The 21,606-nt window shown below is 71.3% G+C and carries 21 protein-coding genes; 11 read left to right on the top strand and 10 right to left on the bottom strand.

Going from position 1 to position 21,606, the window contains the following annotated elements:
• Positions 1 to 24 precede the first annotated feature (24 nt).
• Positions 25 to 1,428: a CHAP domain-containing protein gene (locus LNK82_RS05940; protein ID WP_230565915.1), complete on the top strand. Its 1,404-nt coding sequence runs from the start codon at positions 25 to 27 to the stop codon at positions 1,426 to 1,428.
• 68 nt (positions 1,429 to 1,496) lie between these two features.
• The gene (locus LNK82_RS05935) at positions 1,497 to 1,931 is read left to right on the top strand and encodes an NlpC/P60 family protein (protein WP_230565914.1); all 435 of its coding nucleotides are present in this window, start codon (positions 1,497 to 1,499) and stop codon (positions 1,929 to 1,931) included.
• 18 nt (positions 1,932 to 1,949) lie between these two features.
• On the opposite strand, the gene LNK82_RS05930 is transcribed toward LNK82_RS05935, so the two are convergent.
• Positions 1,950 to 3,545 carry a glycoside hydrolase family 13 protein gene (locus LNK82_RS05930; protein WP_230565913.1) on the bottom strand — a complete coding sequence of 532 codons (1,596 nt, stop codon included), beginning with the start codon at positions 3,543 to 3,545 and terminating at the stop codon, positions 1,950 to 1,952.
• Between the two features lie 57 nt (positions 3,546 to 3,602).
• The gene (locus tag LNK82_RS05925; RefSeq protein ID WP_230565912.1) at positions 3,603 to 3,989 is read right to left on the bottom strand and encodes a globin; all 387 of its coding nucleotides are present in this window, start codon (positions 3,987 to 3,989) and stop codon (positions 3,603 to 3,605) included.
• Positions 3,990 to 4,307: 318 nt separating this feature from the next.
• On the opposite strand from LNK82_RS05925, the gene LNK82_RS05920 reads away from it, so the two are divergent.
• A complete protein-coding gene (locus LNK82_RS05920) occupies positions 4,308 to 6,131 on the top strand; it encodes an NsdA family TPR-like regulatory protein (protein ID WP_230565911.1) in 1,824 nt (607 codons plus the stop codon).
• Positions 6,132 to 6,182: 51 nt separating this feature from the next.
• Here the strand turns inward: LNK82_RS05920 and LNK82_RS05915 are convergent, their stop codons facing one another.
• Positions 6,183 to 7,100: a mechanosensitive ion channel family protein gene (locus tag LNK82_RS05915; RefSeq protein WP_372470418.1), complete on the bottom strand. Its 918-nt coding sequence runs from the start codon at positions 7,098 to 7,100 to the stop codon at positions 6,183 to 6,185.
• An 18-nt stretch (positions 7,101 to 7,118) separates the two neighbouring features.
• A complete protein-coding gene (locus LNK82_RS05910; protein WP_230565910.1) occupies positions 7,119 to 9,212 on the bottom strand; it encodes a prolyl oligopeptidase family serine peptidase in 2,094 nt (697 codons plus the stop codon).
• A gap of 152 nt (positions 9,213 to 9,364) precedes the next feature.
• On the opposite strand from LNK82_RS05910, the gene LNK82_RS05905 reads away from it, so the two are divergent.
• On the top strand, positions 9,365 to 10,030 hold the full coding sequence (locus LNK82_RS05905) for an HNH endonuclease (protein WP_230565909.1): 666 nt from the start codon (positions 9,365 to 9,367) through the stop codon (positions 10,028 to 10,030).
• A 13-nt stretch (positions 10,031 to 10,043) separates the two neighbouring features.
• Here LNK82_RS05905 and LNK82_RS05900 read toward each other — a convergent pair whose 3' ends face one another.
• The gene (locus LNK82_RS05900; RefSeq protein ID WP_230565908.1) at positions 10,044 to 10,421 is read right to left on the bottom strand and encodes a hypothetical protein; all 378 of its coding nucleotides are present in this window, start codon (positions 10,419 to 10,421) and stop codon (positions 10,044 to 10,046) included.
• Positions 10,422 to 10,906: 485 nt separating this feature from the next.
• Between LNK82_RS05900 and ctaJ the strand changes: the two genes are divergently transcribed.
• Both ctaJ and LNK82_RS05890 read left to right on the top strand, forming a co-directional pair.
• On the top strand, positions 10,907 to 11,152 hold the full coding sequence (ctaJ, locus tag LNK82_RS05895; protein ID WP_073889412.1) for an aa3-type cytochrome oxidase subunit CtaJ: 246 nt from the start codon (positions 10,907 to 10,909) through the stop codon (positions 11,150 to 11,152).
• On the top strand, positions 11,139 to 11,624 hold the full coding sequence (locus LNK82_RS05890; protein ID WP_230565907.1) for a DUF5130 family protein: 486 nt from the start codon (positions 11,139 to 11,141) through the stop codon (positions 11,622 to 11,624). The genes ctaJ and LNK82_RS05890 overlap by 14 nt, the downstream gene beginning before the upstream one ends.
• 53 nt (positions 11,625 to 11,677) lie before the next feature.
• Here the strand turns inward: LNK82_RS05890 and LNK82_RS05885 are convergent, their stop codons facing one another.
• Positions 11,678 to 11,842 carry a DUF397 domain-containing protein gene (locus LNK82_RS05885; RefSeq protein WP_230565906.1) on the bottom strand — a complete coding sequence of 55 codons (165 nt, stop codon included), beginning with the start codon at positions 11,840 to 11,842 and terminating at the stop codon, positions 11,678 to 11,680.
• Positions 11,839 to 12,678, bottom strand: a complete 840-nt coding sequence (locus LNK82_RS05880; protein WP_230565905.1) for a helix-turn-helix domain-containing protein — start codon at positions 12,676 to 12,678, stop codon at positions 11,839 to 11,841. The genes LNK82_RS05885 and LNK82_RS05880 overlap by 4 nt, the downstream gene beginning before the upstream one ends.
• Positions 12,679 to 12,891: 213 nt before the next feature.
• On the opposite strand from LNK82_RS05880, the gene LNK82_RS05875 reads away from it, so the two are divergent.
• Entirely contained in the window at positions 12,892 to 13,770 is an 879-nt protein-coding gene (locus LNK82_RS05875; protein WP_230565904.1) for a helix-turn-helix domain-containing protein, read from the top strand.
• Positions 13,771 to 13,842: 72 nt separating this feature from the next.
• Here the strand turns inward: LNK82_RS05875 and pepN are convergent, their stop codons facing one another.
• Positions 13,843 to 16,404 (bottom strand): aminopeptidase N, encoded by a 2,562-nt coding sequence (gene pepN, locus LNK82_RS05870; RefSeq protein ID WP_230565903.1) that lies wholly within the window; start codon positions 16,402 to 16,404, stop codon positions 13,843 to 13,845.
• A 218-nt stretch (positions 16,405 to 16,622) separates the two neighbouring features.
• Here pepN and LNK82_RS05865 point away from each other — a divergent pair, with 218 nt between their 5' ends.
• Both LNK82_RS05865 and LNK82_RS05860 read left to right on the top strand, forming a co-directional pair.
• Positions 16,623 to 17,246, top strand: coding sequence for a mycothiol-dependent nitroreductase Rv2466c family protein (locus LNK82_RS05865; protein WP_230565902.1), 624 nt, complete (start codon positions 16,623 to 16,625; stop codon positions 17,244 to 17,246).
• A 68-nt stretch (positions 17,247 to 17,314) separates the two neighbouring features.
• Positions 17,315 to 18,670 (top strand): aldehyde dehydrogenase family protein, encoded by a 1,356-nt coding sequence (locus LNK82_RS05860; RefSeq protein WP_230565901.1) that lies wholly within the window; start codon positions 17,315 to 17,317, stop codon positions 18,668 to 18,670.
• Between the two features lie 160 nt (positions 18,671 to 18,830).
• On the opposite strand, the gene LNK82_RS05855 is transcribed toward LNK82_RS05860, so the two are convergent.
• Positions 18,831 to 19,538 carry a 2-phosphosulfolactate phosphatase gene (locus LNK82_RS05855; protein WP_230565900.1) on the bottom strand — a complete coding sequence of 236 codons (708 nt, stop codon included), beginning with the start codon at positions 19,536 to 19,538 and terminating at the stop codon, positions 18,831 to 18,833.
• Between the two features lie 27 nt (positions 19,539 to 19,565).
• On the opposite strand from LNK82_RS05855, the gene LNK82_RS05850 reads away from it, so the two are divergent.
• Positions 19,566 to 20,033, top strand: coding sequence for a ribose-5-phosphate isomerase (locus tag LNK82_RS05850; protein WP_230565899.1), 468 nt, complete (start codon positions 19,566 to 19,568; stop codon positions 20,031 to 20,033).
• Positions 20,033 to 20,836 carry an Fpg/Nei family DNA glycosylase gene (locus LNK82_RS05845; protein WP_230565898.1) on the top strand — a complete coding sequence of 268 codons (804 nt, stop codon included), beginning with the start codon at positions 20,033 to 20,035 and terminating at the stop codon, positions 20,834 to 20,836. Before LNK82_RS05850 ends, LNK82_RS05845 begins: the two co-directional genes overlap by 1 nt.
• 4 nt (positions 20,837 to 20,840) lie before the next feature.
• Here LNK82_RS05845 and LNK82_RS05840 read toward each other — a convergent pair whose 3' ends face one another.
• Positions 20,841 to 21,584, bottom strand: coding sequence for a hypothetical protein (locus LNK82_RS05840; protein ID WP_230565897.1), 744 nt, complete (start codon positions 21,582 to 21,584; stop codon positions 20,841 to 20,843).
• Positions 21,585 to 21,606 lie beyond the last annotated feature (22 nt).

Here is a 21,606-nt window from a genome sequence, read left to right as displayed (position 1 = left end):
GAGCACACCGAGAGGAACACCACCATGTCGATCAAGACGACCGTGCGCCGCACCGTCACCACCGCCCTCGCCGCCGCCGTCCTCGCCCCCGTCCTGACCCTGCTCGCCGCGGGCTCCGCCGTCGCCGACGCCCGCACGGACATCCGCGACCTGGCCAGAGCCAACCTGGGCAAGCAGACGTGCAGTACCAACAGCCTCGGCGGCGTCGGCTACATGGACTCCTGCCGCATGGCCCACGCCTGGTGCGCCGACTTCGCCCGCTGGGTGTGGAACAAGGCGGGCCTCCACACCGACCGCCTGACCCCCGCCGCGGGCAGCTTCTACCTCTACGGCGTCAACAACGGCACGCTGCACACCGACTCGGGCTACGTGCCGCAGATCGGCGACGCGGTGGTGCTGAACTACCAGGGCAACGGCTACGCCGACCACGTCTCCATCGTCGACGCGGTCACCGCGACCTCGATGACCACGATCAACGGCAACTCCGGCGGCAGCGGGCCCACCACCTCGTCGGTGCAGTACGCCACCGGCGGCCACCGGGTCGGCCAGTACATCGGCGGCCAGCGGATCTCCGCGTTCGTCAGCCCGGCGGGCATCGGCACGACCCCGGCCCTGGCCAAGCGCCTGGGCGTCCTCGGTGGCGGCGGCGCCGTCATCGGCAAGCAGGGCGAGCTGGACGCCGGGTGGACCCCGGTGCACGGCGGCGGCATCGTCAAGGCGAAGTTCGACGGCGACATGGTCGGCGTCGTCGACGCCGGAGGCACCCTGCACGTCAAGCAGGGCGACATGTACCAGGGATGGTTCCCCCAGATCGGCAACGTGAAGGACTTCGCGCTGGAGTCCGCGACCGGCCGCATCGGCGTGCTGCGCAACGACGGCACGGTCACCGTGAAGGAGGGCGGCCTCCAGGGCGGCTGGGTCGAGCAGTACAACGGCGTCGCGGAGCTGGCGCTGTCGGGTGACTGGATCGGCGTCGTGTCGACCAACGGCACGGTCTCGGTCAAGCAGGGCAACCTGTACGCCGGGTGGACCACCCAGGTCGGCAACGCCAAGCACCTCGAGCTGGACGCCGCGGCCGGTCGGATCGGCGTGCTGCGCAACGACGGCTCGGTCGTGGTCAAGGACGGCGGCCTGTACGGCACGAACTGGGTCGAGCAGACCAGCGGCGTGACCGACTTCGAGCTGTCGGGCGACTGGATCGGCGTGGTGTTCGCCAACGGCCTCGCGTCGGTCAAGGCGGGCGGCCTGCAGGCCGGCTGGACCAACCAGCTGTCGGGCGTCAAGGACGTCGAGCTCGACGCCGCCGCGGGCCGGCTCGGCTTCCTGCGGACCGACGGCACCCTCGCGGCCAAGGACGGCGGCCTGTACGGCACCACGTGGCACGAGGTGGCCAACGGCGTGACCACGTTCGACGTGACCAGCTACTGACCCCACCCCCGTCGAGCCCCCGACCACACCGGTCGGGGGCTCGGCGGTCGTCAGACGGGAGCCGGGCCGTGCCGATCACCAGGGCCGAGGTCTTGCGGCGCGCCGACAGCTGGGTGCGCGTGCCGTACAGCCAGACCGCGTTCCACACCAACCGCTACGGCACCTACCGCACCGACTGCTCGGGCTTCGCGTCGATGGCGTTCGGGCTGCCCGACCTGCCGCACGGCGGGCTCAACACGGTGGAGCTGGTCGCGGTGAGCACGCCGATCACCAAGGACGAGCTGCTGCCCGCCGACGTGCTCATCGACCCGGTCGGGGACCGGACGACCCGGCACGTGGTGCTGTTCGAGGCGTGGGCGAACCCGTGGCGGACCCACTACCTGGGTCGCGAGCAGTGCGGCGGTCTGGGCACGGTCCGCCGCACGCTCGTCTACCCCTACGAGGGCGGGCCGCGCGGCTACCGGCCCTACCGGCTGGACCACGTCGTCGACCAGCGCCCCTAGCTGCTCCGCGGCGCGTCGTCAGACGAGCCAGACGGCCGTGTCGGGCGGCAGCTGGTTGCCGTCCATCGGACCGCTGGCCAGCAGGATCTCACCGGGCGGCAGCGGCACCGGGCCGCCGGACGTGTTCAGCGCGCAGATCAGCCCCCCGCCCTTGCGCCGGAACGCGAAGCACCCGGGCGGCGCGCCGTACCACTCCAGCTCGTCGCCCTCGAACGCCGGCTGCGACTTCCGCAGCTCCAGCGCGTGCCGGTAGAACGACAGCATCGACTCGGGGTCTTCCAGCTGCGACTCGGCGGTCAGGCCCGCCCACTCGTTCGGCTGCGGCAGCCACGTGGTCACCGCCTCCGAGAAGCCGAACGGCGGGGTGTCGCCCTCCCACGGCAACGGCACGCGGCACCCGTCGCGACCGCGCAGGGTGCGCCCGGACCGCAGCCAGATCGGGTCCTGCAACGCCCACTCCGGCAGCTCCACGTCCGGCAGTCCGAGCTCTTCGCCGTTGTAGAGGTAGACCACGCCGGGCAGCGCCAGCTCGACCAGCGCCATCGCCCGCGCCCGCCGCGCCCCGAGGTCGCCACCGCCGTACCGGGTCACGTGCCGCGGCACGTCGTGGTTGGACAACGTCCAGGTCGCGGGCGCGCCCACCGACCGGACCGCGCCCAACCCGTGCTCGACGGCCGAGCGGACGGCGTCGGCGTCGAACGGCGCCTCCAGCAGCCGGAAGTTGAACCCGAGGTGCAGCTCGTCGGGCCGCAGGTACCGGGCGTACCGCTCGTCGTCGGCGACCCAGACCTCGCCGACGGCCATGCGGCCCGGGTACTCGTCGATGACCTTGCGGATCATCCGGTGGATCTCGTGCACCCCGTCGTTGTCGAACCGGGGGTCCAGCGCGTTGTCGTGCATGACGCCCGCGCCCAGCTCGACCCGCGGATCGATGTTCGGCAACCCGTAGGGCTTGGCCATGCCGTGCGCCACGTCGATGCGGAACCCGTCCACCCCGCGGTCCAGCCAGAACCGCAGCGTGCGCGCCAGGTCGGCGGCGACCTCGGGGTTGTCCCAGTTCAGGTCGGGCTGCTCGGGCGCGAACAGGTGCAGGTACCACTGCCCGTCGGGCACGCGCGTCCACGCGGGCCCGCCGAACTGGCTCGACCAGTTGTTCGGCGGCACGGACCCGTCGAACCCGCCGCCGTCGCGGAAGATGAACCGGTCCCGCTCGACCGAGCCCGGCCCGGCCCGCAGCGCGGCCTGGAACCACGCGTGCCGGTCGCTGGTGTGGTTGGGCACCAGGTCGATCGTGACCTTCAGGTTGTGCGCGCGCGCCTCGGTGACCAGCCGGTCGAACGCGGCCAGGTCGCCGAACAGCGGGTCGACGTCACGCGGGTCGGCCACGTCGTAGCCGTGGTCGGCCATGGGCGAGGTGAAGAACGGCGTGAGCCAGAGGGCGTCCACGCCGAGCAGTTCGAGGTAGCCGAGCCGGGAGCGGATACCGTCGAGGTCGCCCACGCCGTCACCGTTCGCGTCGGCGAAGGATCGGACGTAGACCTGGTAGAAGACGGCGTCACGCCACCAGGCGGACTCGTCGGCGATCTCTGGTTGTAGATCGGAGGATCGTCGCACGAGGAGTCATCCTGCCATTCGCGACCGACACCACGACCCCGTTCGAGTGATCAAGAATCACACCCAGGCGTTCATCATGCTGTTGGCGGCCATCTCCAGGTACGCCCAGAGCTGCTTGCGGTGTTCGGGGGAGAGGTCGACCGAGTCCACGCCGACCTTGATGCAGCGCAACCAGGCGTCCCGCTCCACGGGACCGATCACGAACGGAGCGTGACGCATCCGCAACCGAGGATGACCGCGGTTGTCCGAGTACGTGTGCGGACCGCCCCAGTACTGCATCAGGAACAGCCGGAACCGCTCCTCGGCGGGACCGAGGTCCTCTTCGGGGTACAGCGGGCGCAGGACGGGATCGGCGGCCACTTCCTCGTAGAAGACCGCGACGATCTTGTGGAACGTCTCGTACCCGCCCACTGCTTCGTAGAAGTTCTCCGGCGGAGTGGTCACGCCTCCATCCTGCCTCAGGCCCCATCCGGCAGCCCACGCCGACCCCCGCCGCGGACCTACGCCCGGCGTGGTGGACGAGGTGCGCAACGAGGTGTCCGAGGTGTCGGGCACGGTCGTGCAGGCCGGTGGCGACGTCACGGTGCACGTGGGCGGCGACCAGGGCGCCGGGTCCCTCGTGGTGACGGTGGACCGGTCGGCGATAGGAGTTGGTGGAGTTCGCCGACGAGCCGGGTCTGCTCCACGCCTGGAGTCGCCGGGTCGGCGTGGTCCTCGAGGCGCGGGGCGCGCGGGCGGTCGTGCTGAAGGGGGCTTCGGGCGGTGGTCGCGGGAGCCGTGGAGCCCGCCCGGTCCGCCGTGGACTTCGACCGCGACCCGCCGCGCTCACCGGTCGCGGTGTCGGCGGCGCGACCGCAGGTGCTCGCGCTGGACCTGGTGGTGCGCGAGCACGAGATCGACTGGCGCCTGTCTCGGGTGCGGGCCGTGGCGCCCCTGCTGATGGTGGAACAACGGGTCCGCCCGCTGGGGCGGGTGGCGGCGGTCGTGGCGCCCGGTGGGGCCCGGGAGCTGATCGCCGAGGCGGAACGCGTGATCTCCGCCCAGGAGCACTCGCGCGCGTCGGCCGAGGTGGCCTGTGCGGTCGCCCTGCTCGACTCCCAACGCCCCCGAGCGCCCGCTTGGCGAACGCGTGGCGGACCGCGCCGATCCGTGGTGGACCGCCACGGCGCGCCGCATCCTGGGCGCGACATCTCCTGCCACGAGGGAGAACACGACATGGGCGACGCCAACGAGGCGCTCCTGCGCTGGTTCCGCCAAGGAGGGTGGACGCAGCTCGAACTCGCGCGCGCCGTCGGGCGGCTCGGCCGGGCCCGGGGCTACAACGTCGCGCCGGACAGCTCGCGGGTGCGGCGGTGGCTGGAGGGCGAACGGCCGCGGCACCCGGTCCCGGAGCTGCTGGCCGCGCTGTTCGCCGACCGGACGGGCCGGCCGTGCACGCCGGCCGACCTCGGCCTGGCCACGCCGTCGCCGACCCGCGACCAGGTCTCGTGGGACCACCGGGCGCTGGTCGCCACGTTGCAGGACTTCACCAGGAGCGATCTGATGATCAAACGCAGGGACGTGCTCGGCGCGACCGCCGCCCTGGCCACGGGCGCGGTCCTGGAAGGGCGCTTGACCGGGTGGCTGGACGCGGACGACACGGCGCCGACCCCGGCACTGGGCCCGGGCCGCATCGGCACGGCGGAGATCGCCGAGATCGAGGCCGCGACCAGGACGTTCTGGGCCTGGGACGCCAAGCGCGGCGGCGGCCTGTACCGCGAGGCCGTGGTCGGGCAGCTCAAGGCGATGACCGACCTGCTCGACCACACCTACCCCGACGCGATCTCCCGCCGACTGTTCCGGTCGACCGCGGACCTCGCCAGGCTGGCCGGCTGGATGTCGCACGACGTCGGCCTCCAGGCGACCGCGCAGCAGTACTTCACGCTCGCCCTGCACTGCGCGAAACGGGCGCGCGACACCGGGCTCGGCGTCGAGGTGCTGTCCCGGATGGCGCGCCAGATGGTGCACGTGGGCAAGCCCCGCGAGGCGCTGTCCCTGGTCGCGCTGGCCAGGCGCGGCTCGGGCAGCAGGCTGGGACCGATGCCCGCGGCCATGCTCGCGACCTGCGAGTCCTGGGCGCACGCGACCCTGGGCGACATCCGGGCGGTGGACCGGGCGGTCGGCGCCGCGGAGGCGGACTTCGCGCGAGCCGACCCCGCCGAGGCGCCCGCGTGGCTGTCCTACTTCGACCGGGCCGGGCTGGAGGGCATGGCGGCGCTGTCGTACCGGACGGTGGCCGAACACCGGCCGGGCGTCGAGAAGAGGGCCGAACCGCACCTCGCCGAGGCGCTGCGCCTGCGCCGCGACTCCTACCAGCGGTCGAACCTGTTCGACGTGATCTCCCTGGTGGGCGTCCGCGTGCTGCAAGGTGAGCACGCGGAGGCGAACCGCCTGGCGGCCGACCTGCTGAGCCCGGCCGGGCGCATCAGCTCGACCAGGACGTTCGACCGCATCGAGGTCGTCCGCGACCGGGCCGTGGCCGACTCCGCCCGCTCGAAGGACGCGCGGTCGCTGGCCGACACGCTCGCCGCGGTGATCGCGGCCTGAGCGGCTGCCGGGTGGTCGGGCAGGAGCACGGCGGCTCCTGCCCGATCGCCGTCAGGTGGACTTCAGCGAGATGCCCGCCTCGTCCAGCGCGGGCATCAGCTTGGCTCTCAGGGCGCGCTGGACGGCCCACTGGCGGCCAGGCCGGACCTTCACCGTCACCCGCATGGTGATGCCCTCGGGCGTGACCTTCTCGACGCCGAGCACCTGCGGCTTGTCGATGACGTCCTTGGCCAGGAGCTCCTCGCCCGTGGCCTCCTCCACGGCCTTGGTCAGCACCTCGCTGGCCGACGCCAGGTTCGCGCCGTACCCGAGCGGCAGGTCGACGACCGCCACCGCGAAGCCCTGCGACGAGTTGCCGACCCGCAGGATCTCGCCGTTGCGGACGTACCAGACGGTGCCGTTGGTGTCCCGGATCGTGGTGATCCGCAGCGCCACCGACTCGACCGTGCCGGTCGCGGGACCGAGGTCGACCACGTCGCCGACGCCGTACTGGTCCTCCAACATCATGAACATGCCGGACAGGAAGTCCTTGACCAGGTTCTGCGCGCCGAAACCGATGGCGACGCCGAGGATGCCCGCCGAGGTGAGGATGGGCGCGGGGTTCATGCCCAGCTCGGTGAGGACCTGGATGAACGCCACCCCGAACACGATGATCGTGACGAACGACTTGAGCACCGAGCCGATGGTCTTGGCCCGCTGCTCGCGCCGTTCGGAGACCAGCGCGCCCAGCGCCTGGGGAGCGCGTTCCCGCAGCGGCTTGAGCAACTTGGGCTTGCGGCCGCCGTTGCCCCGGGTCATCCGGTCGATGAGCCGGCGGAGCACGAACCGGACCACGACCGCGATGATCAGCGTCAACGCGATCCGCAACGCGCCCTCGGCGATCTTGGGCCCGTTGGTCACCCACCACTCGACGGCGAGGGTCGACTCCACGTTGAACACCGGTGACGGCGTCGGCTCCACGTCCAGCACCTGCTCAGTCCTCCACTCTCACAACTCCAGGCCGGTCGCCCAGGCCAAGAAGGTCAACTGGTCCACGGCCAGGCCCACCGATCGGCTCACCGATCGGCCCGCGTGCCCCACCTCGGTCTCGCGGCGGAGCAGCACCGGGTGCTTGGTCGGATCACTCGACGTCGCGTGCTGCAGTGCCGCGCACATCTTCCGGGCGTGGTTCGGGTCCACGCGGCTGTCCGACTCGAAGACCGTGAACAGCACCGAAGGGTACTCAACTCCCGGCCGCACCCGGTGGTACGGGGAGTAGGCCAGCAGCCACTCCAGCTCTTCGGGCACGGCCGCCGAGCCGTACTCCTCCGCCCAGAGCCGTCCCAGCAGGAAGTTCTCGTACCGCACCATGTCCAGCAGTGGCGCTGAGCACACCACCGCCGCGTAGAGCTCCGGCCGCTGCGTCAACGCCGCCCCGACGAGCAGCCCGCCGTTCGACCCGCCCATGATCGACAACTGCTGCGGCGTGGTCCACCCGTCGCCGATCAACCGCTCGGCCGCCGCGTGGAAGTCGTCGAACACGTTCTGCTTCCGCTCCCGCATCCCCGCCCGGTGCCATTCCTCCCCCTCCTCGTCGCCGCCGCGCAACGACGCGTGCGCCCACACGCCGCCCGCCTCGACCCACGCCAACGTGGTCGCGCTGTACCCCGGCCCGCGACCCACCGCGAACCCGCCGTACCCGGTGAGCAACGTCGGCCGGGGCAGGTCCGGGTGCTGCTGACCGGACACCACGAACATTCGCACGACCGTGCCGTCGGCCGACGTGTACGAGACCTGTTGTGTGGACAACTCCGGCAGGGGCACCGTTCCGGGCGCCGCCGCCTCCAGCTCGGTCCGGCCGGTCGAGAGCGAGTACCGGTACACCGACAAGGGCGTGATGAAGTCGGACCACCCGAACCACAGCACGTCCCGGTCCGCGACGGTCAGCTCGTCGACTGTGGACAACCCGTGCAGCGACCCGGTGCCGGGCAGCGGGACCTCCCGCAGGTGCTCGCCGGTCGCGGGGGAGTGCAGGTGCAGTTCCGACACCGCGTGCCGGGTCCGCAGCAGCACCAGCGACCCGTCCAGCCACGTCACCGCGTCCAGCACCGAGTCCGGCTGCTCGCCGACCAGCTCGGTCCACTCGGTCGGGGTCGCCGGGTCGGCCACGCACACCCGGAACCGGGGCGCGTCCCGGCTGGTCCGCAGGTAGAGCCGCCCGTCCGGGGCGACCCACGCCGAGCACTGCACGTCGTCGGAGTCGCGCACGACCGGCGTCAGCTCGCCGGAGCCGTGCAGGTCGGCGATCCACACCGAGTCGCGCCGCACGGTGCCGGGCGCGCCGTTCACCACCAGCCACCGGCCGTCCTCCGACAGCGACAGCCCGTAGTAGTAGGTGTGGTCGAGCCCGTCGCCGTGCACGTTCACGTCGTCCGACGCCGGCGTGCCCACCCGGTGCCGCCACACCCGCCGGTGGAACTGCCGCTCGTCCTCGGGCACCAGTGCGGGGTCGACCCGCCGCACGTAGAAGAACTCCTCGCCACCGGGCAGCCAGCCGACCGGCGAGTACCGGCACCGGTCGATCGGACCGTCCAGCAGTTCGCCCGTGTCGACGTCCACGACGTGCAGCAACGAGTGCTCGTCACCGCCCACGGACACCTGGTACGCCAGCCGCGTGCCCTCGCGGGACGGCGACCACCGGTCGAGCGTGGTCCGCCCGGACGGGTCGAGCCGCGACACGTCCAGCAGCACCCGCTCCACGCCGTCCACCCGCACGTACAGCACCGGGTGGTCCTCGTCGGGCCCGCGGCGGGTGTAGAACGCCCGCCCGGCCCGCCACGCCGGCGTGCCGACGGAACCGGTCCGCATCAGCTCACCCAGTCGGGCGGCGAGCGCGTCCCGGCCGGGCATCGCGTCCAGCCACGACCGCGCCACCACGTCCTGCTCGTCGGACCACGCGGCCGTTCGGTGGTCCGCAGGGTCTTCGAGCCAGCGGTACGGATCGTGGACCGCGTGTCCGTGCAGGTCGTCGACGAGGTCGAGCCGCGGCGCGGTGGGGTAGGTGATCGTCGCAGGCAGCGCTGCGCGGGAGGCTTCGGTCACCTCGCCGAGCGTAGCGCGCTTGATGAAAACCATGTCCGATAGGGGTCTGTTCACCCAAGTTTCGGACTCGGCTTCGTGACACGTCACATATCACAGGTGATTTTTGGGGTCGATCTGTGGTCTGCTAGGTCTGAACCGGTGGAGGTGGTCGCGTGCCAGACCGACAACCCACCCCGATCGGCGCCCTGGTGAACGCCGGGATCGCGTCGTCGGTGCCGTCCGGCCAAAAACAGCTGGCGCTGAACACCGTGCACACTGTGGCCGACGGCCAGGGGGCCGGTCCGGCGCCCGTGGTGTTGCCCTGGGGAAGACGCAAGGTCCTGCTGCTCAACGCCACGTTCGAACCGCTCACCGCGCTGCCCCTGCGGCGCGCGGTGGTCCTCGTCGTGTGCGGGAAGGCCGAGGTCGTGCACGGTGACCCCGCCGGGGCCGTCGTCCACTCCTCGACGTCCGAGGTGGTCGTCCCGTCGGTGATCCGGCTGGCGAACTACGTGCGGGTGCCCTACCGCGGCCGGGTGCCGCTCACGCGGGCCGGGCTGATGCACCGGGACCGGTACCGCTGCGCGTACTGCGGCGGACGCGCCGAGACGATCGACCACGTGGTGCCGCGCAGCCGCGGCGGCCCCCACTCGTGGACCAACTGCGTCGCCTGCTGCGCGAAGTGCAACCACCGCAAGGCCGACAAGCTCCTCTCGGAGCTCGGCTGGCGCCTGCGCGTGGTGCCCAACGCGCCCCGCGGGCCGCACTGGCGGCTGCTGGCCGGCGTCACCGAGGCCGACCCGCTGTGGCTGCCCTACCTGGGCGAGCCCGCGGCGTAGCGCCCGCTCCTCCTCACGCCGCCAGGACGTAGTCCCGGGGGTCGTCGGTGATGCGCACGGAGCCGTCCGTGATCCGGACCGAGTCCGACGTGATCCGGACCGAGTCCGAGGTGATCCGGACCGAGCCCGCCATCGTGATGCGCACGGAGTCGGTGTCCGACCCCGTGATCCGGACTGAATCGGACTCCGACGCCGTGATGCGCACGGAGTCGTCCGTGACCGACGTGATGCGGACGGAGCCTTGGGAAGTAATCCGAACGGAGTCGTCGGAGGTGATGCGCACCGACTCGGCGAGCGTGTCCCGGGGCTGAACAGTGGTAACGCTCTGCTCCGATTGGGTGTACGACGAAAGAGTGAGGGCGGCGACCAGAACAAGGTTCATGGTGTACATGTCGTGTCCTCCGAGACTCATCGGGCGGGTATTGGACTCCGGTATCGGATGCGCAAGACCCGTACAGGTGAAAAGCTAGAAGCCGAGTGGGCCCAGGACAAGACGCCAAACCGGCCGCCATTCGCCTCCGTCCGGGGGAAGGCCATCCGGGTGTACGCACTGCGACGATCGAGCACGAGAGCTAGTGCATCCGGCACCGATGCATACCGAGGGTGACGTCGTCGCAGGTAGGACGTCAGGTAGCTCACAGGCCGCTATGCCACGTGCCAGGGCCCGTCCCCGCGACCGCCACGTGGTCGCGGCCCCGGTCGGCGTCCCACGGCGTGGTCACCGCCGTACGCGTGATCGCCGACCGCGCCCGCGGTGCCGCGTTCACAGTTGGACGGGGCCGCCGGACGCCCCGCGCACACCGCCGGACCCACACCAGTGCGGAAACGGGTGCCCTCACCCCGACCTGACCTGGACGATCGGTTACCGTAACCGGCGTGACCATCGTGGAGACCGTGCTCGTCTTCGCGCTGATCCCGCTGGCCATCTACGGCGTGATCACGCTACTGACGCTGAGGCCGAAGGCCACCCGCATTCAGCGGTACCGCCCGGGCCAGGAGTGGAACTACGCCCCCGTCTGGTGGACGGCGAACCCCGCGGGCTTGCCCGGCGGCGCGCACCAGGCCGTCCCGGCGCCGGCCGAGGGCCGCACCGCCAAGGGAGGTGCCCGTGGCAACTGGTGAGCTGACGAGGGTGGACGTCGACCCGTCGACGCTGGGGGTCGGCGCGGTCGTGACCAACAGCGGCCGGGTGTCCGCCGCGAAGATGTACGAGCCGCACGCGCCGAGCCTGCCGTTCACGCCGGTGCAGCTGTCGAGCCTGGACGAGGCGCTGACGCTGGCCAGCCGCACCACCGGGTTGGACTTCAGCGTCTACCTCGGCGAGCTGGGCGCGGACGCGCGGGCGAAGGCCGAGGAGCTGCACGCCGCCACCACGCGACCCACGCACGCCGTGCTGGTCGCCGTGTCGCCCGGTGAGCGCCGGGTGGAGGTGGTGACGGGCGAGGAGTCCCACCGCCGCATCGCCGACCGCGGCGCGAAGCTCGCGGTGATGAGCATGGTCGCGTCCTTCAAGGAGGGCGACCTGTCCGGCGGCCTGGTGAGCGGCCTGCGGATGCTGACCGACCAGGCGGGGCCGGCTCCCAAGCACGTCTGACGACCCGCACGACGAAGCGAAGGCCCCGGCGGACTCCGCCGGGGCCTTCGCGTTCACCGGGACTTGAGCGCGTCCACGAACGCCCTCAGCCGTGCCGGGCTGACACCCAGCACGGCCGAGGGGTTCTTGCTGTCCCGCACCGCGCCCAGGTGGTTCGCCACCTCGACGCAGGAGCCGCTCTCGACGCTCTTGCTGGACTTCCTCCACCGCAGGGTCATGAGACTCCCGTCGTCCGGACCTCCTTCGCGATCAGCTCGAAGGACCGTTCCGGGCTCATCGCGACGTCCAGCAACCTTGGCACGGACGCCTCGAAGCCGGCTACCGCCTCCGACTCCTGCACGAACACCGAGCTGATCGAGTTCTCCAGGTGCACGAACGAGGTCCCGTTGCACTTGAGCAGGTGGAAAGCGCCGTTCAGACCGGGGTGCCAACCAGTGGTGGAGGGCACGACCCTGAGGTCGACGTTCTCGTGTGCGCTCATCATCAGCAGGTGGTCGAACTGCTCGGCCATGACCTCGCGGCCACCGATCGTCTGCTTCAGCACCGCCTCGCCGATCAGAGCCGTGAAGCGGACCGGGTTGCGGCGGGTGAGGACGTCACGCCGCCCCATCCGCACCGCGACGCGGGTGGCGACCTCACCCTCGGGGATTCCGGCCGACTCCATGATCGAGCGGGTGTAGGAGCTGACCTGGAGCAGCCCGGGGATGAGCAGCGGCGACCAGCTCACCACCTCGTGGGCCATCTGCTCGACCTCCACCAGGGCGGCGAGCTGCGCTCGTCGTTCGGGCAGGTCGATCACGGCGAGGGGTGATCCGGCGGGATCTTCGGTCATCGCCAGGATTTCTTCGCGATCCCGTTCGGTGATGTCGAGCGGTTCGAGGATGCGGATGACCTCCGCTCGTGTCGGGACGCGCTGGCCGCTTTCGTTGCGCGAAAGCAACGAATGTACGACACCAATCTTCTTCGCGAGTGCGCGTTGGCTGAGCTTGTTGGCCACGCGAACGTTGCGCAAACGCGCGCCCAAAGCGATGGATTTCGAGGTGTTGCGGTTCATGGAAATGCATCCTAAAGCGGGACCACTGGTCAAGTCTCTCGCTCGAAAAGGGGATTGACCAGCTGTTGCGGGCCGGACAAGGTGTTGTGCACCAGAGCTTCCGACCAGCCCGCACACTGGTCGGACATGCGCGGCGAGTGGTGCAGCGCGCGACGGGACTTCGCAGCGCACACCACTCGCCGCGCCCTTTGCACAGTGCGCCAAGGGGGTTTCATGGAGTCCGAGGAAAAGACCGTCGCGCGGCTGAGCACGGCCCGCAGTCGGGAATTGGGTGAGGAATTGCGCCGCGTCCGGCACCGGGCCCGGATGTCGTCGGCATTCGTCGCCGACGCGCTCGGCTGGTCGTTGGGCAAGCTGTCGAAACTCGAAACCGGCACCCGCGGCACGAGCCCGTGGGAAATCGGGACGCTGCTGGGCCGGTGCGGCGCGGACAAGGCGACCCGCGACCGGGTCCTGGCGATCGCCAGCGAGGTCGACGCGGGCAACTTCCTGCGCCGGCACGACCCGTGGCCGGACACGCTCACGGCGCTGTCCGTGCACGAGCACGTGGCCAGCACGGTGACGACCTACGAGCCGCTGGTCGTGCCGAGCCTGGCGCAGACCGAGGACTACGCGTACGCGTTGACCAGGGACCGGGACCTGACGGAGGCGCGCATGACGCGGCAGGACGCGTTGCGCAGGCCGGGCGGACCGGAGACGGTGATCTACCTCCACGAGGCGGCGCTGCGGATCGTCGTCGGCGACGCGAAGGTCATGCGCGACCAGATGCTGCGCCTGACGCTGATGTGCGGCTGGCCGCGGTTCAGCCCGCGGATCATCCCGATGAGCGCGCCGTCGCACACCTACCTGCGCCACTCCGGGACCTTGCTGACGTTCTCGTCGCCGGTCAAGCCGCTGGCCTACGCGGAGACCGAGACGGCGACGGTCTTCCACGACGACCCGACCGCGATCAGCGCCTACGAGGCCAAGATGGCCCAACTGGAACGCGTGGTCCTGGGCCCGGCGCAGTCACGTGACGTGTTCGCCCGCTGGGCCGACGCCTACGACCGCGACCACCGCTCCGCGCCGGACGCGAAACGGAGCAGCGCCTGAAGCGCTGCCCCGTCCACCTCGCAGCCCGTTCACCACGCACGCGGCGGCACCGCGCACGTCACACGTCGAACCTCAGGACCGGTCGAACTCCTGGGCGGCCAGGGCGCGCACGATGCCCGCGCGGCCCTCCGACACCAGTCGGCGCAGGGCCGGCGGGCGTTCTTCGGCCAGCCACTCGTCGGCCGCCGTGACCGTCTCCTTCGAGATCGACCACGACGGGAACAGGCCGACGACCATCGACTGCGCCCGCTCGCTCGACCGGCGCTCCCACACGTCGGCCACGTCGGCGAAGTACCGCGCCACGAACGGCTGGAGCAGCGCCTTCTGGCCGGGGTGCTGGATGCCCGCGATGATCGCCTCCGACACCGCGTTCGGCAGCTCGTCGTCGTTCACCGCGCGGTCCCACGCCTCGGTCTTCGCCTCGATCGTCGGCCGCAGCGCGCGTGCCGACTCGGCCTTGCGCCGACCGGTGGCGGTGGGGTCGCGCTCCTCCTCGGCCCGGATCTCGTCCAGCCCGGCGGCGCCGTGCGCGACCAGCGCGTGCAGCAGCCGCCACCGCAGGTCGGTGTCCACGTCGAGGCCGTCGAGCACGTCCGTGCCGTCCAGCCAGCCGCGCACGACCTCCAGCGTCGCGGCGTCCAGCACCGACCCGGCCAGGGAGTTGACGAACGCCAACTGGTGGTCCGAACCGGGCTCGGCGGCGCGCGCCAGCTCCAGGACCCGCGTGGTGAACCTGCGCCAGCCCTCGTCGCGCCACGACACGTCCGCGTACGACGACAGCGCCGTCTGCGCCTGGAGCAGCAGCCGCTGCACGACGCCGACCTCGGTCTCCGAGTGCAGCCCGCCGAGCACCAGGTTCACGAAGTCGCGCGCCTTCAGCTCGGCCTCGCGCGTCATCTCCCACGCCGCCGACCAGCACAGCGTGCGCGGCAGCGGCTCGGCGATGTCGGCGATGTGGTCGATCAGCGACGCCAGCGAGTCGGCGTCCAGCCGCATCGTGCAGTAGGTGAGGTCGTCGTCGTTGACCAGCACCAGCTTGCCGCGCGGCACGCCGACCAGCTCGGGGACCTCGGTGCGCTCGCCGGACACGTCCAGCTCCACCCGGTGCGTGCGCACGAGCTTGCCGTCGGCGTCCGCGTCGTACACGCCGATCGCCAACCGGTGCGTGCGCAGCTCGCCCGCGCCCGGCCGCGCACCGCCCTGGAGCACGGCGAACTCGGTGAACCGGCCCTCGGCGTCGACCGAGTACTTGGGTCGTAGCAGGTTCAGGCCGGTGGTCTCCAGCCACTGCGCGCTCCACCACGACAGGTCGCGCCCGGACGCCTCTTCGAGCGCGTTGAGCAGGTCGGCCAGCGTCGCGTTGCCCCAGGCGTGCTTGCCGAAGTACACCCGCAGGCCGGACAGGAAGTTGTCCAGGCCGACGTAGGACACCAGCTGCTTGAGCACCGAGGCGCCCTTGGCGTAGGTGATGCCGTCGAAGTTGACCTCGACCGCCTGGAGGTCCGGGATGTCGGCGGCCACGGGGTGCGTGGACGGCAGCTGGTCCTGCCGGTACGCCCACGACTTCTCGATCTTGGCGAACGTCGTCCACGCCTGCCGGTACTCGGTCGCCTCTGCCTGCGCCAGCACCGACGCCCAGGTGGCGAACGACTCGTTCAGCCACAGGTCGTCCCACCAGCGCATGGTCACCAGGTCGCCGAACCACATGTGCGCCATCTCGTGCAGCACGGTCTCGGCACGGCGTTCGTACAGGTAGCGGGTGACGCGGCTGCGGAAGACGTAGTCCTCCAGGAACGTGACGCAGCCCGCGTTCTCCATCGCGCCCGCGTTGAACTCGGGCACGAAGCACTGGTCGTACTTGCCGAACGGGTAGGTGACCCCGAACGCCTTGTGGAAGAAGCCGAAACCCTGCTTGGTCTCGGTGAACAGCCGCTCGGCGTCCATGTGCGGCGCGAGCGACGCGCGGCAGTAGATGCCGAGCGGGATCGTCGTGTCGCCGTCGCTGAACTCGTCGCGCCACTCGGCGTAAGGACCGGCCACCAGCGCGACCAGGTACGTCGACATGGGCTTGGTGGTGGCGAAGACGTGCTTGTCCGCGCCTCCCAGGCCGTCCACAGTGGACTCGATCGCCGCGTTGGAGACGACCTTCCAGTGGTGCGGCGCGGTCACCGTGAGGTGGTAGACCGACTTGAGGTCGGGCTGGTCGAAGCAGGCGAACATGCGCTTGGCGTCCGCCGTCTCGAACTGCGAGTACAGGTACACCTCGCCGTCGACCGGGTCGACGAACCGGTGCAGGCCCTCGCCGGTGTTCATGTACCGGCAGTCGGCCTCGACGGTCAGCTCGTTGACCTCGGCCAGGTCGGGCAGGTGGACGCCGTCTTCCTCGCGGTAGGAGGAGACGTCCAGCTCGTGCCCGTTGAGCACGGCGCGGTGGACATTGGCGGCCACGATGTCGACCCACGAGGACGCGCCGGGCGTCTGGCTGCGGAAGGCAACCGTCGTGGTCGAGCGGAACGTGTCCGAGCCGGGCTTGCCGCCACCGTCGGTCAGGTCCAGCTCGATCCGGTAGGAATCGACCTCCAGCAGCGCAGCCCGCTGCTGCGCCTGGTCGCGGGTGAGGTTGGGTGCCGCCACTGGTCACCTCGTCTGCCGCCGCCACGGGACCTCGGCGCCGGCGTCGTCGGAACGGGAATGGATGTCGAGTCGGTGAACACGACAGTCGCATCCAATCACGTGGGACCCCCGGAAGTGGACTGGCGTCCGAGGGAAGACTGCGTGTGGTCGGCTGGTTGAGCACGATGGAAGCGCTGAACCCGGCGCCCGCTCACGAACAGCCACGGAGGGAACACCGCATGTCGACAGAGGGACGCACGAAGGTCGACTTCTACTTCGACCCGATCTGCCCGTTCGCGTGGATCTCGTCCCGGTGGATCCTCGAGGTGGAGAAGCAGCGCGACCTCGACCTGAACTTCCGCGTGATGAGCCTGTCCGTGCTCAACGAGGACCGGGACCTGCCCGCCGACTACCGCGACATGATGGACCGCGGCTGGGGCCCGGTGCGCGTCGCCATCGCCGCGGCCAAGCTCAAGGGCGACGGCGTGCTGCGCGACCTCTACACCGCGCTCGGCACCCGCATCCACAACGAGGGCCTGGGCAAGACGCGTGACTACGACCAGGCCATCAAGCTGGCGCTGGAGGACGTGGACCTGCCCGCGGAGCTGGCCGAGGCCGCGCACACCGACGTGCACGACGAGGAGCTGCGGGCCAGCCACCACCGCGGCATGGACCCGGTGGGCATGGACGTCGGCACGCCGACGATCCACATCGACGGCGTGGCGTTCTTCGGGCCCGTGCTCACCAAGATCCCGCGTGGCGAGGACGCGGTGAAGGTGTTCGACGGCGCGCGGGCGTTGGCGGGCTTCCCGTACTTCTTCGAGCTCAAGCGCACCCGGACCGGGGGTCTGGACTTCTCCTGACGCGTCCGGTGTGACACTCTGAGGCCAGGTTCGTCGTGGAGTGTCACACCGTTCTCGGGGAGTCCGCAGTGATCGAGGTCGTCAACCCGGCCACCGAAGAGGTCGTCGGCACGGTCCGCGCCGGCACGCCCGGTGACGTGGACGCCGCCGTGACCAGGGCGGTCGCCGCGTTCCCGGCGTGGTCGGCGACGTCGCCGGAGTCCCGGTCGGCCCTCGTGCGGGCGGTGGCGGACGCGCTGGAGGCGCGGGCCTCGGAGTTCGCCGCGACCATGACGGCGGAGATGGGCACGCCGGCCACGTTCGCGTCGCGGGTGCAGGTGCCGAACCCGGTCGGCATCGCGCGTGGCGTGGCCGACGCGGTGGACGCGGGGTACTTCGCCGCTTCGGAGATCGGGAACTCGCTCGTCCTGCGGGAGCCGGTCGGCGTGGTCGCGGCCATCACGCCGTGGAACTTCCCGTTGCAGCAGATGGTGGCCAAGGTCGTGCCGGCGTTGGCGGCGGGGAACGTGGTCGTGCTCAAGCCGAGCGAGCTGGCGCCTCTCACGGCCGACCTGCTCGCTTCGGTGCTCTACGACGTGGGTGTGCCCCAGGGCGTGTTCTCGCTGGTCCACGGCACGGGGCCGGTGGTCGGCGAGGCGTTGGTCAGTCACCCGATGGTGGACATGGTGTCCTTCACCGGTTCGACGCGGGCCGGTCGGCGGGTGTCCGCGCTGGCCGCCGAGACGGTGAAGCGGGTGGCGTTGGAGCTGGGCGGCAAGTCGGCGAACGTCGTGTTGGACGACGCCGACCTGACCCGTGCGGTGAAGATCGGCGTGGGCAACGCGTACATGAACAACGGCCAGGCGTGCAGCGCGTGGACCCGCTTGCTGGTGCCCGCGTCCCGGCACGACGAGGCGTTGGAGATCGCGGTCGCCGCCGCGTCCAAGTACGAGCCGGCCGATCCCGCTCTCCCGTCCACCCGCATGGGTCCGGCGGTGTCGGCCGCGCAGCGCGACCGCGTCGTCGGCTACATCGAGCGCGGCATCTCGGAAGGGGCGAAGCTCGCGCTGGGCGGCCCTTCCCGACCTCTCGACCGGGGCTTCTTCGTCACGCCGACCGTGTTCGGCGACGTGCGGCCGGACATGGTGATCGCTCAAGAGGAAATCTTCGGCCCTGTGCTGTCCGTGATGCCCTACGCGGACGAGGACGACGCCGTGCGCATCGCGAACTCCACCATCTACGGCCTGGGCGGCGCCGTCTTCTCCGCGGACCACTCCCGCGCGCTCTCCGTCGCCAAGCGCCTGCGCACCGGCCAGGTCGACATCAACGGCGCCGCGTTCAACACCAGCGCCCCGTTCGGCGGCTACCGCCAGTCGGGCAACGGCCGCGAATTCGGCCCCCACGGCCTCTCCGAATTCACCGAACTGAAGTCCATCCAACTCTAACCCCGCGTGTCGAACACTCGGGCCCCGCGTGTCGAACACTCAGGACCCCCGAATTCAACGCTCAGGTTCTCCAGGCGTCGGCGGTCCTCGTCGTGAGTGTTGAACTCATGGGACCTGAAGGTTCGACACGCGGGACCTGAGCGTTCGACACGCGCGGGGGTCAGGCGCGGAGGAGGCCGTTGGTCAGGCGGGGGACGGCGGTGCTCACGTTCACCTCGGAGGCCAAGGCGACGTCACCGGCGTGACCGGCGGCGATCAGCTCACGCCCCGACACGCACCCGGCCACGACGTCCTCCACCGACGCCCACGCGTAGGTCTCCGCCGCCAGAGCCGCCTCCACCGACGCCGAGCCGTAGCCCAACAGGGACGACATGACCGCGCCCGCCCCGAGCAGGTCCTCCACCGCCGGCCGCAACGGTCCGGCGTCCGCGTCGTCCGCGATGTTCACGCCCCACCGCTCACCGCCCGGAACGACGCCGATCGGCCCACCCGCCGCCAACGCCCGCGCCGCCGTCGCGACCGCACGCGCGTTCCGCAGGCACCCCACCAGCACGATCGCCCCCGTCGCCTCGGCCAACGCGCACAACGTCGCGCCGTTCGCCGAAGCCAGCTCCAACTCCGCCCCCGCCGGCACCGACACCAGCGACGACGGCCGCAACGTCCACGACGGGTCCGCCGGACGAGCGGCCGACGCACGCTTCGACCAGTGCACCGGCCGCACGGCCCCACCACGTGCCACGACGACGTCCACCGCCGTGGAGAACGACAGCACGTCCACGATCACGAGCACCGCGCACTGCTCCCCGAGCGCGGCGACCCCCTCCGGACCCCACTCCAACCGCAGCCGGGAACCCTCTTGTCCGAACACGCGGCCAAGGATGGCAGACTTGCTGACGTGCGCGTTTACCTGGGATCGGACCACGCGGGCTTCGAGCTGAAGACCCACCTCGTCAAGCACCTGACCGACGCGGGCCACGAGGTGGTCGACGTCGGACCGGCCGTCTACGACGCGGAGGACGACTACCCGCCGTTCTGCATCGAGGCGGCCCGCCGCGTCGTCGCGGACGAGGGCAGCCTGGGCATCGTCATCGGCGGCTCCGGCAACGGCGAGCAGATCGCCGCGAACAAGGTGCCCGGCGCCCGCGCCGCCCTCGCCTACAGCGTGGAGACGGCGAAGCTCGCCCGCGAGCACAACGACGCCCAGCTCATCGGCGTCGGCGGCCGGATGCACACCACCGAGGAGGCGTTCGCGATCGTCGAGGCGTTCCTGGCCACCCCGTTCTCCGGGCAGGAGCGGCACGCGCGGCGCATCGACATCCTCAGCGAGTACGAGCGCACCGGCGAGGCGCCGGCCCTGCCCTGATGCCCGAAGGTCACACGCTCCACCGCCTGGCGAAGCTGCACCAACGCCGGTACGCGGGCTCGACGGTCCGGGTGTCGAGCCCGCAGGGCAAGTTCTCCGCGTCCTCTGTGGACGGTCGGCTGTTCCGGCGCGCCGAGGCGCACGGCAAGCACCTGTTCCACGTCTACGGACCGGACGCGACCGTGCACGTCCACCTCGGCCTCTACGGCACGTTCACCGAGTCGCCGCACCCGGTGACCCAGCCGGTCGGCCAGGTGCGGATGCGGCTGTCCGGCCCCACCCACTGGACGGACCTGCGCGGCCCGAACCGGTGCGAGGTCCTCACCGACGTCGAGGTGGCCGCGCTGCGCGCCCGCCTCGGCCCGGACCCGCTGCGCCGTGACGCGAAACCGGACCTGGCCCACGCGCGCATCGCCCGGTCGCGCCAGTCCATCGCCGTGCTGCTGATGGACCAGACCGTGCTCGCGGGCGTCGGCAACGTCTACCGGGCCGAGGTGCTGTTCCGGCACGGCGTCCACCCGCTCGTGCCCGGCAACCAGGTCGACCGGGCGTTGTGGGACGACCTGTGGCTCGACCTGACCGTGCTGATGCGCGCCGGCGTGAAGGTCGGGCGCATCGACACCGTGCGGCCCGAGCACCTGCCCGAGGTCACCGGCCGGGCGCCGCGCCAGGACCGGCACGGCGGCGAGGTCTACGTCTACCGCCGCACCGGCCAACCGTGCCTGGTCTGCGGCACGCCCGTCGCCGCCGCCTCGCTGGCCGGCCGGAACCTCTACTGGTGCCCGACCTGCCAGCCCGCCTGACGCGTCAGAACCCGCCGAAGTCCCCGCCGCCGAAATCGCCGCCGCCGAAGTCACCGCCGTAGTCGCCACCGGCGTCGCCGCCGTCACCACCGTCGCCGCCGTCCTCGGCGCCGCCGGGGTCCTCGGACGCCACGGCCGCCGGCACGCCGACCATGCCCGTGAACATCGCGCTGAACAGCATCATCGACGCGAAGCCCCACGCGCCCGCCACCAGCGCGGGCTTCCACCACGGCTCGGAGTACCAGCCCTCCGGCACCGGACGACCCGCCACCACACCGCCGGGGTAGTAGTGCGGCGTGTGCGAACCCGGCCGCGGCGAGGCGACGTAGCGGTGACCCTTCACCGTGACGTCACGCTCCTCCGACACCTTGCCCGCCCGGCTCTGGCCGGTGAGGTCCGGCAGCTCGGGACCGGGGTCGAGGTCCATCGCGACGCGCGCGGCCCGCACGTAGTACAGGCCTTCCATCGCGGTCTGCGTGACCAGGCGGCACTGCTCCACCGTGCGCGCCTGCTCCATCTGCGACCCGGCCGCGGTGAACCGCTCGGACGCGTCGGCCATCGCCTGCTGCGAGGCCACGTCCGTGCCCGTCAGGTTCATCACCTGGCCGCCCAGCCGTTCCACCCAACGGCGCGCCTCGGCCTGCGCGTCCTCCAGCTCCCGGCGGCGCTTCTCGGCGGCGGAACGGGCGGCGTACCAGACCGCGCCGACCAGGACCAGCAGCACGAGCAACACGATCGTGGTGGTCATCGACCCTCCCGGTGCTTGTTGT

The organism is Saccharothrix luteola (genome assembly GCF_020859565.1).
Taxonomy (GTDB): Bacteria; Actinomycetota; Actinomycetes; order Mycobacteriales; family Pseudonocardiaceae; genus Actinosynnema; species Actinosynnema luteola.
This window is presented reverse-complemented; position numbering and strand designations above follow the sequence as displayed.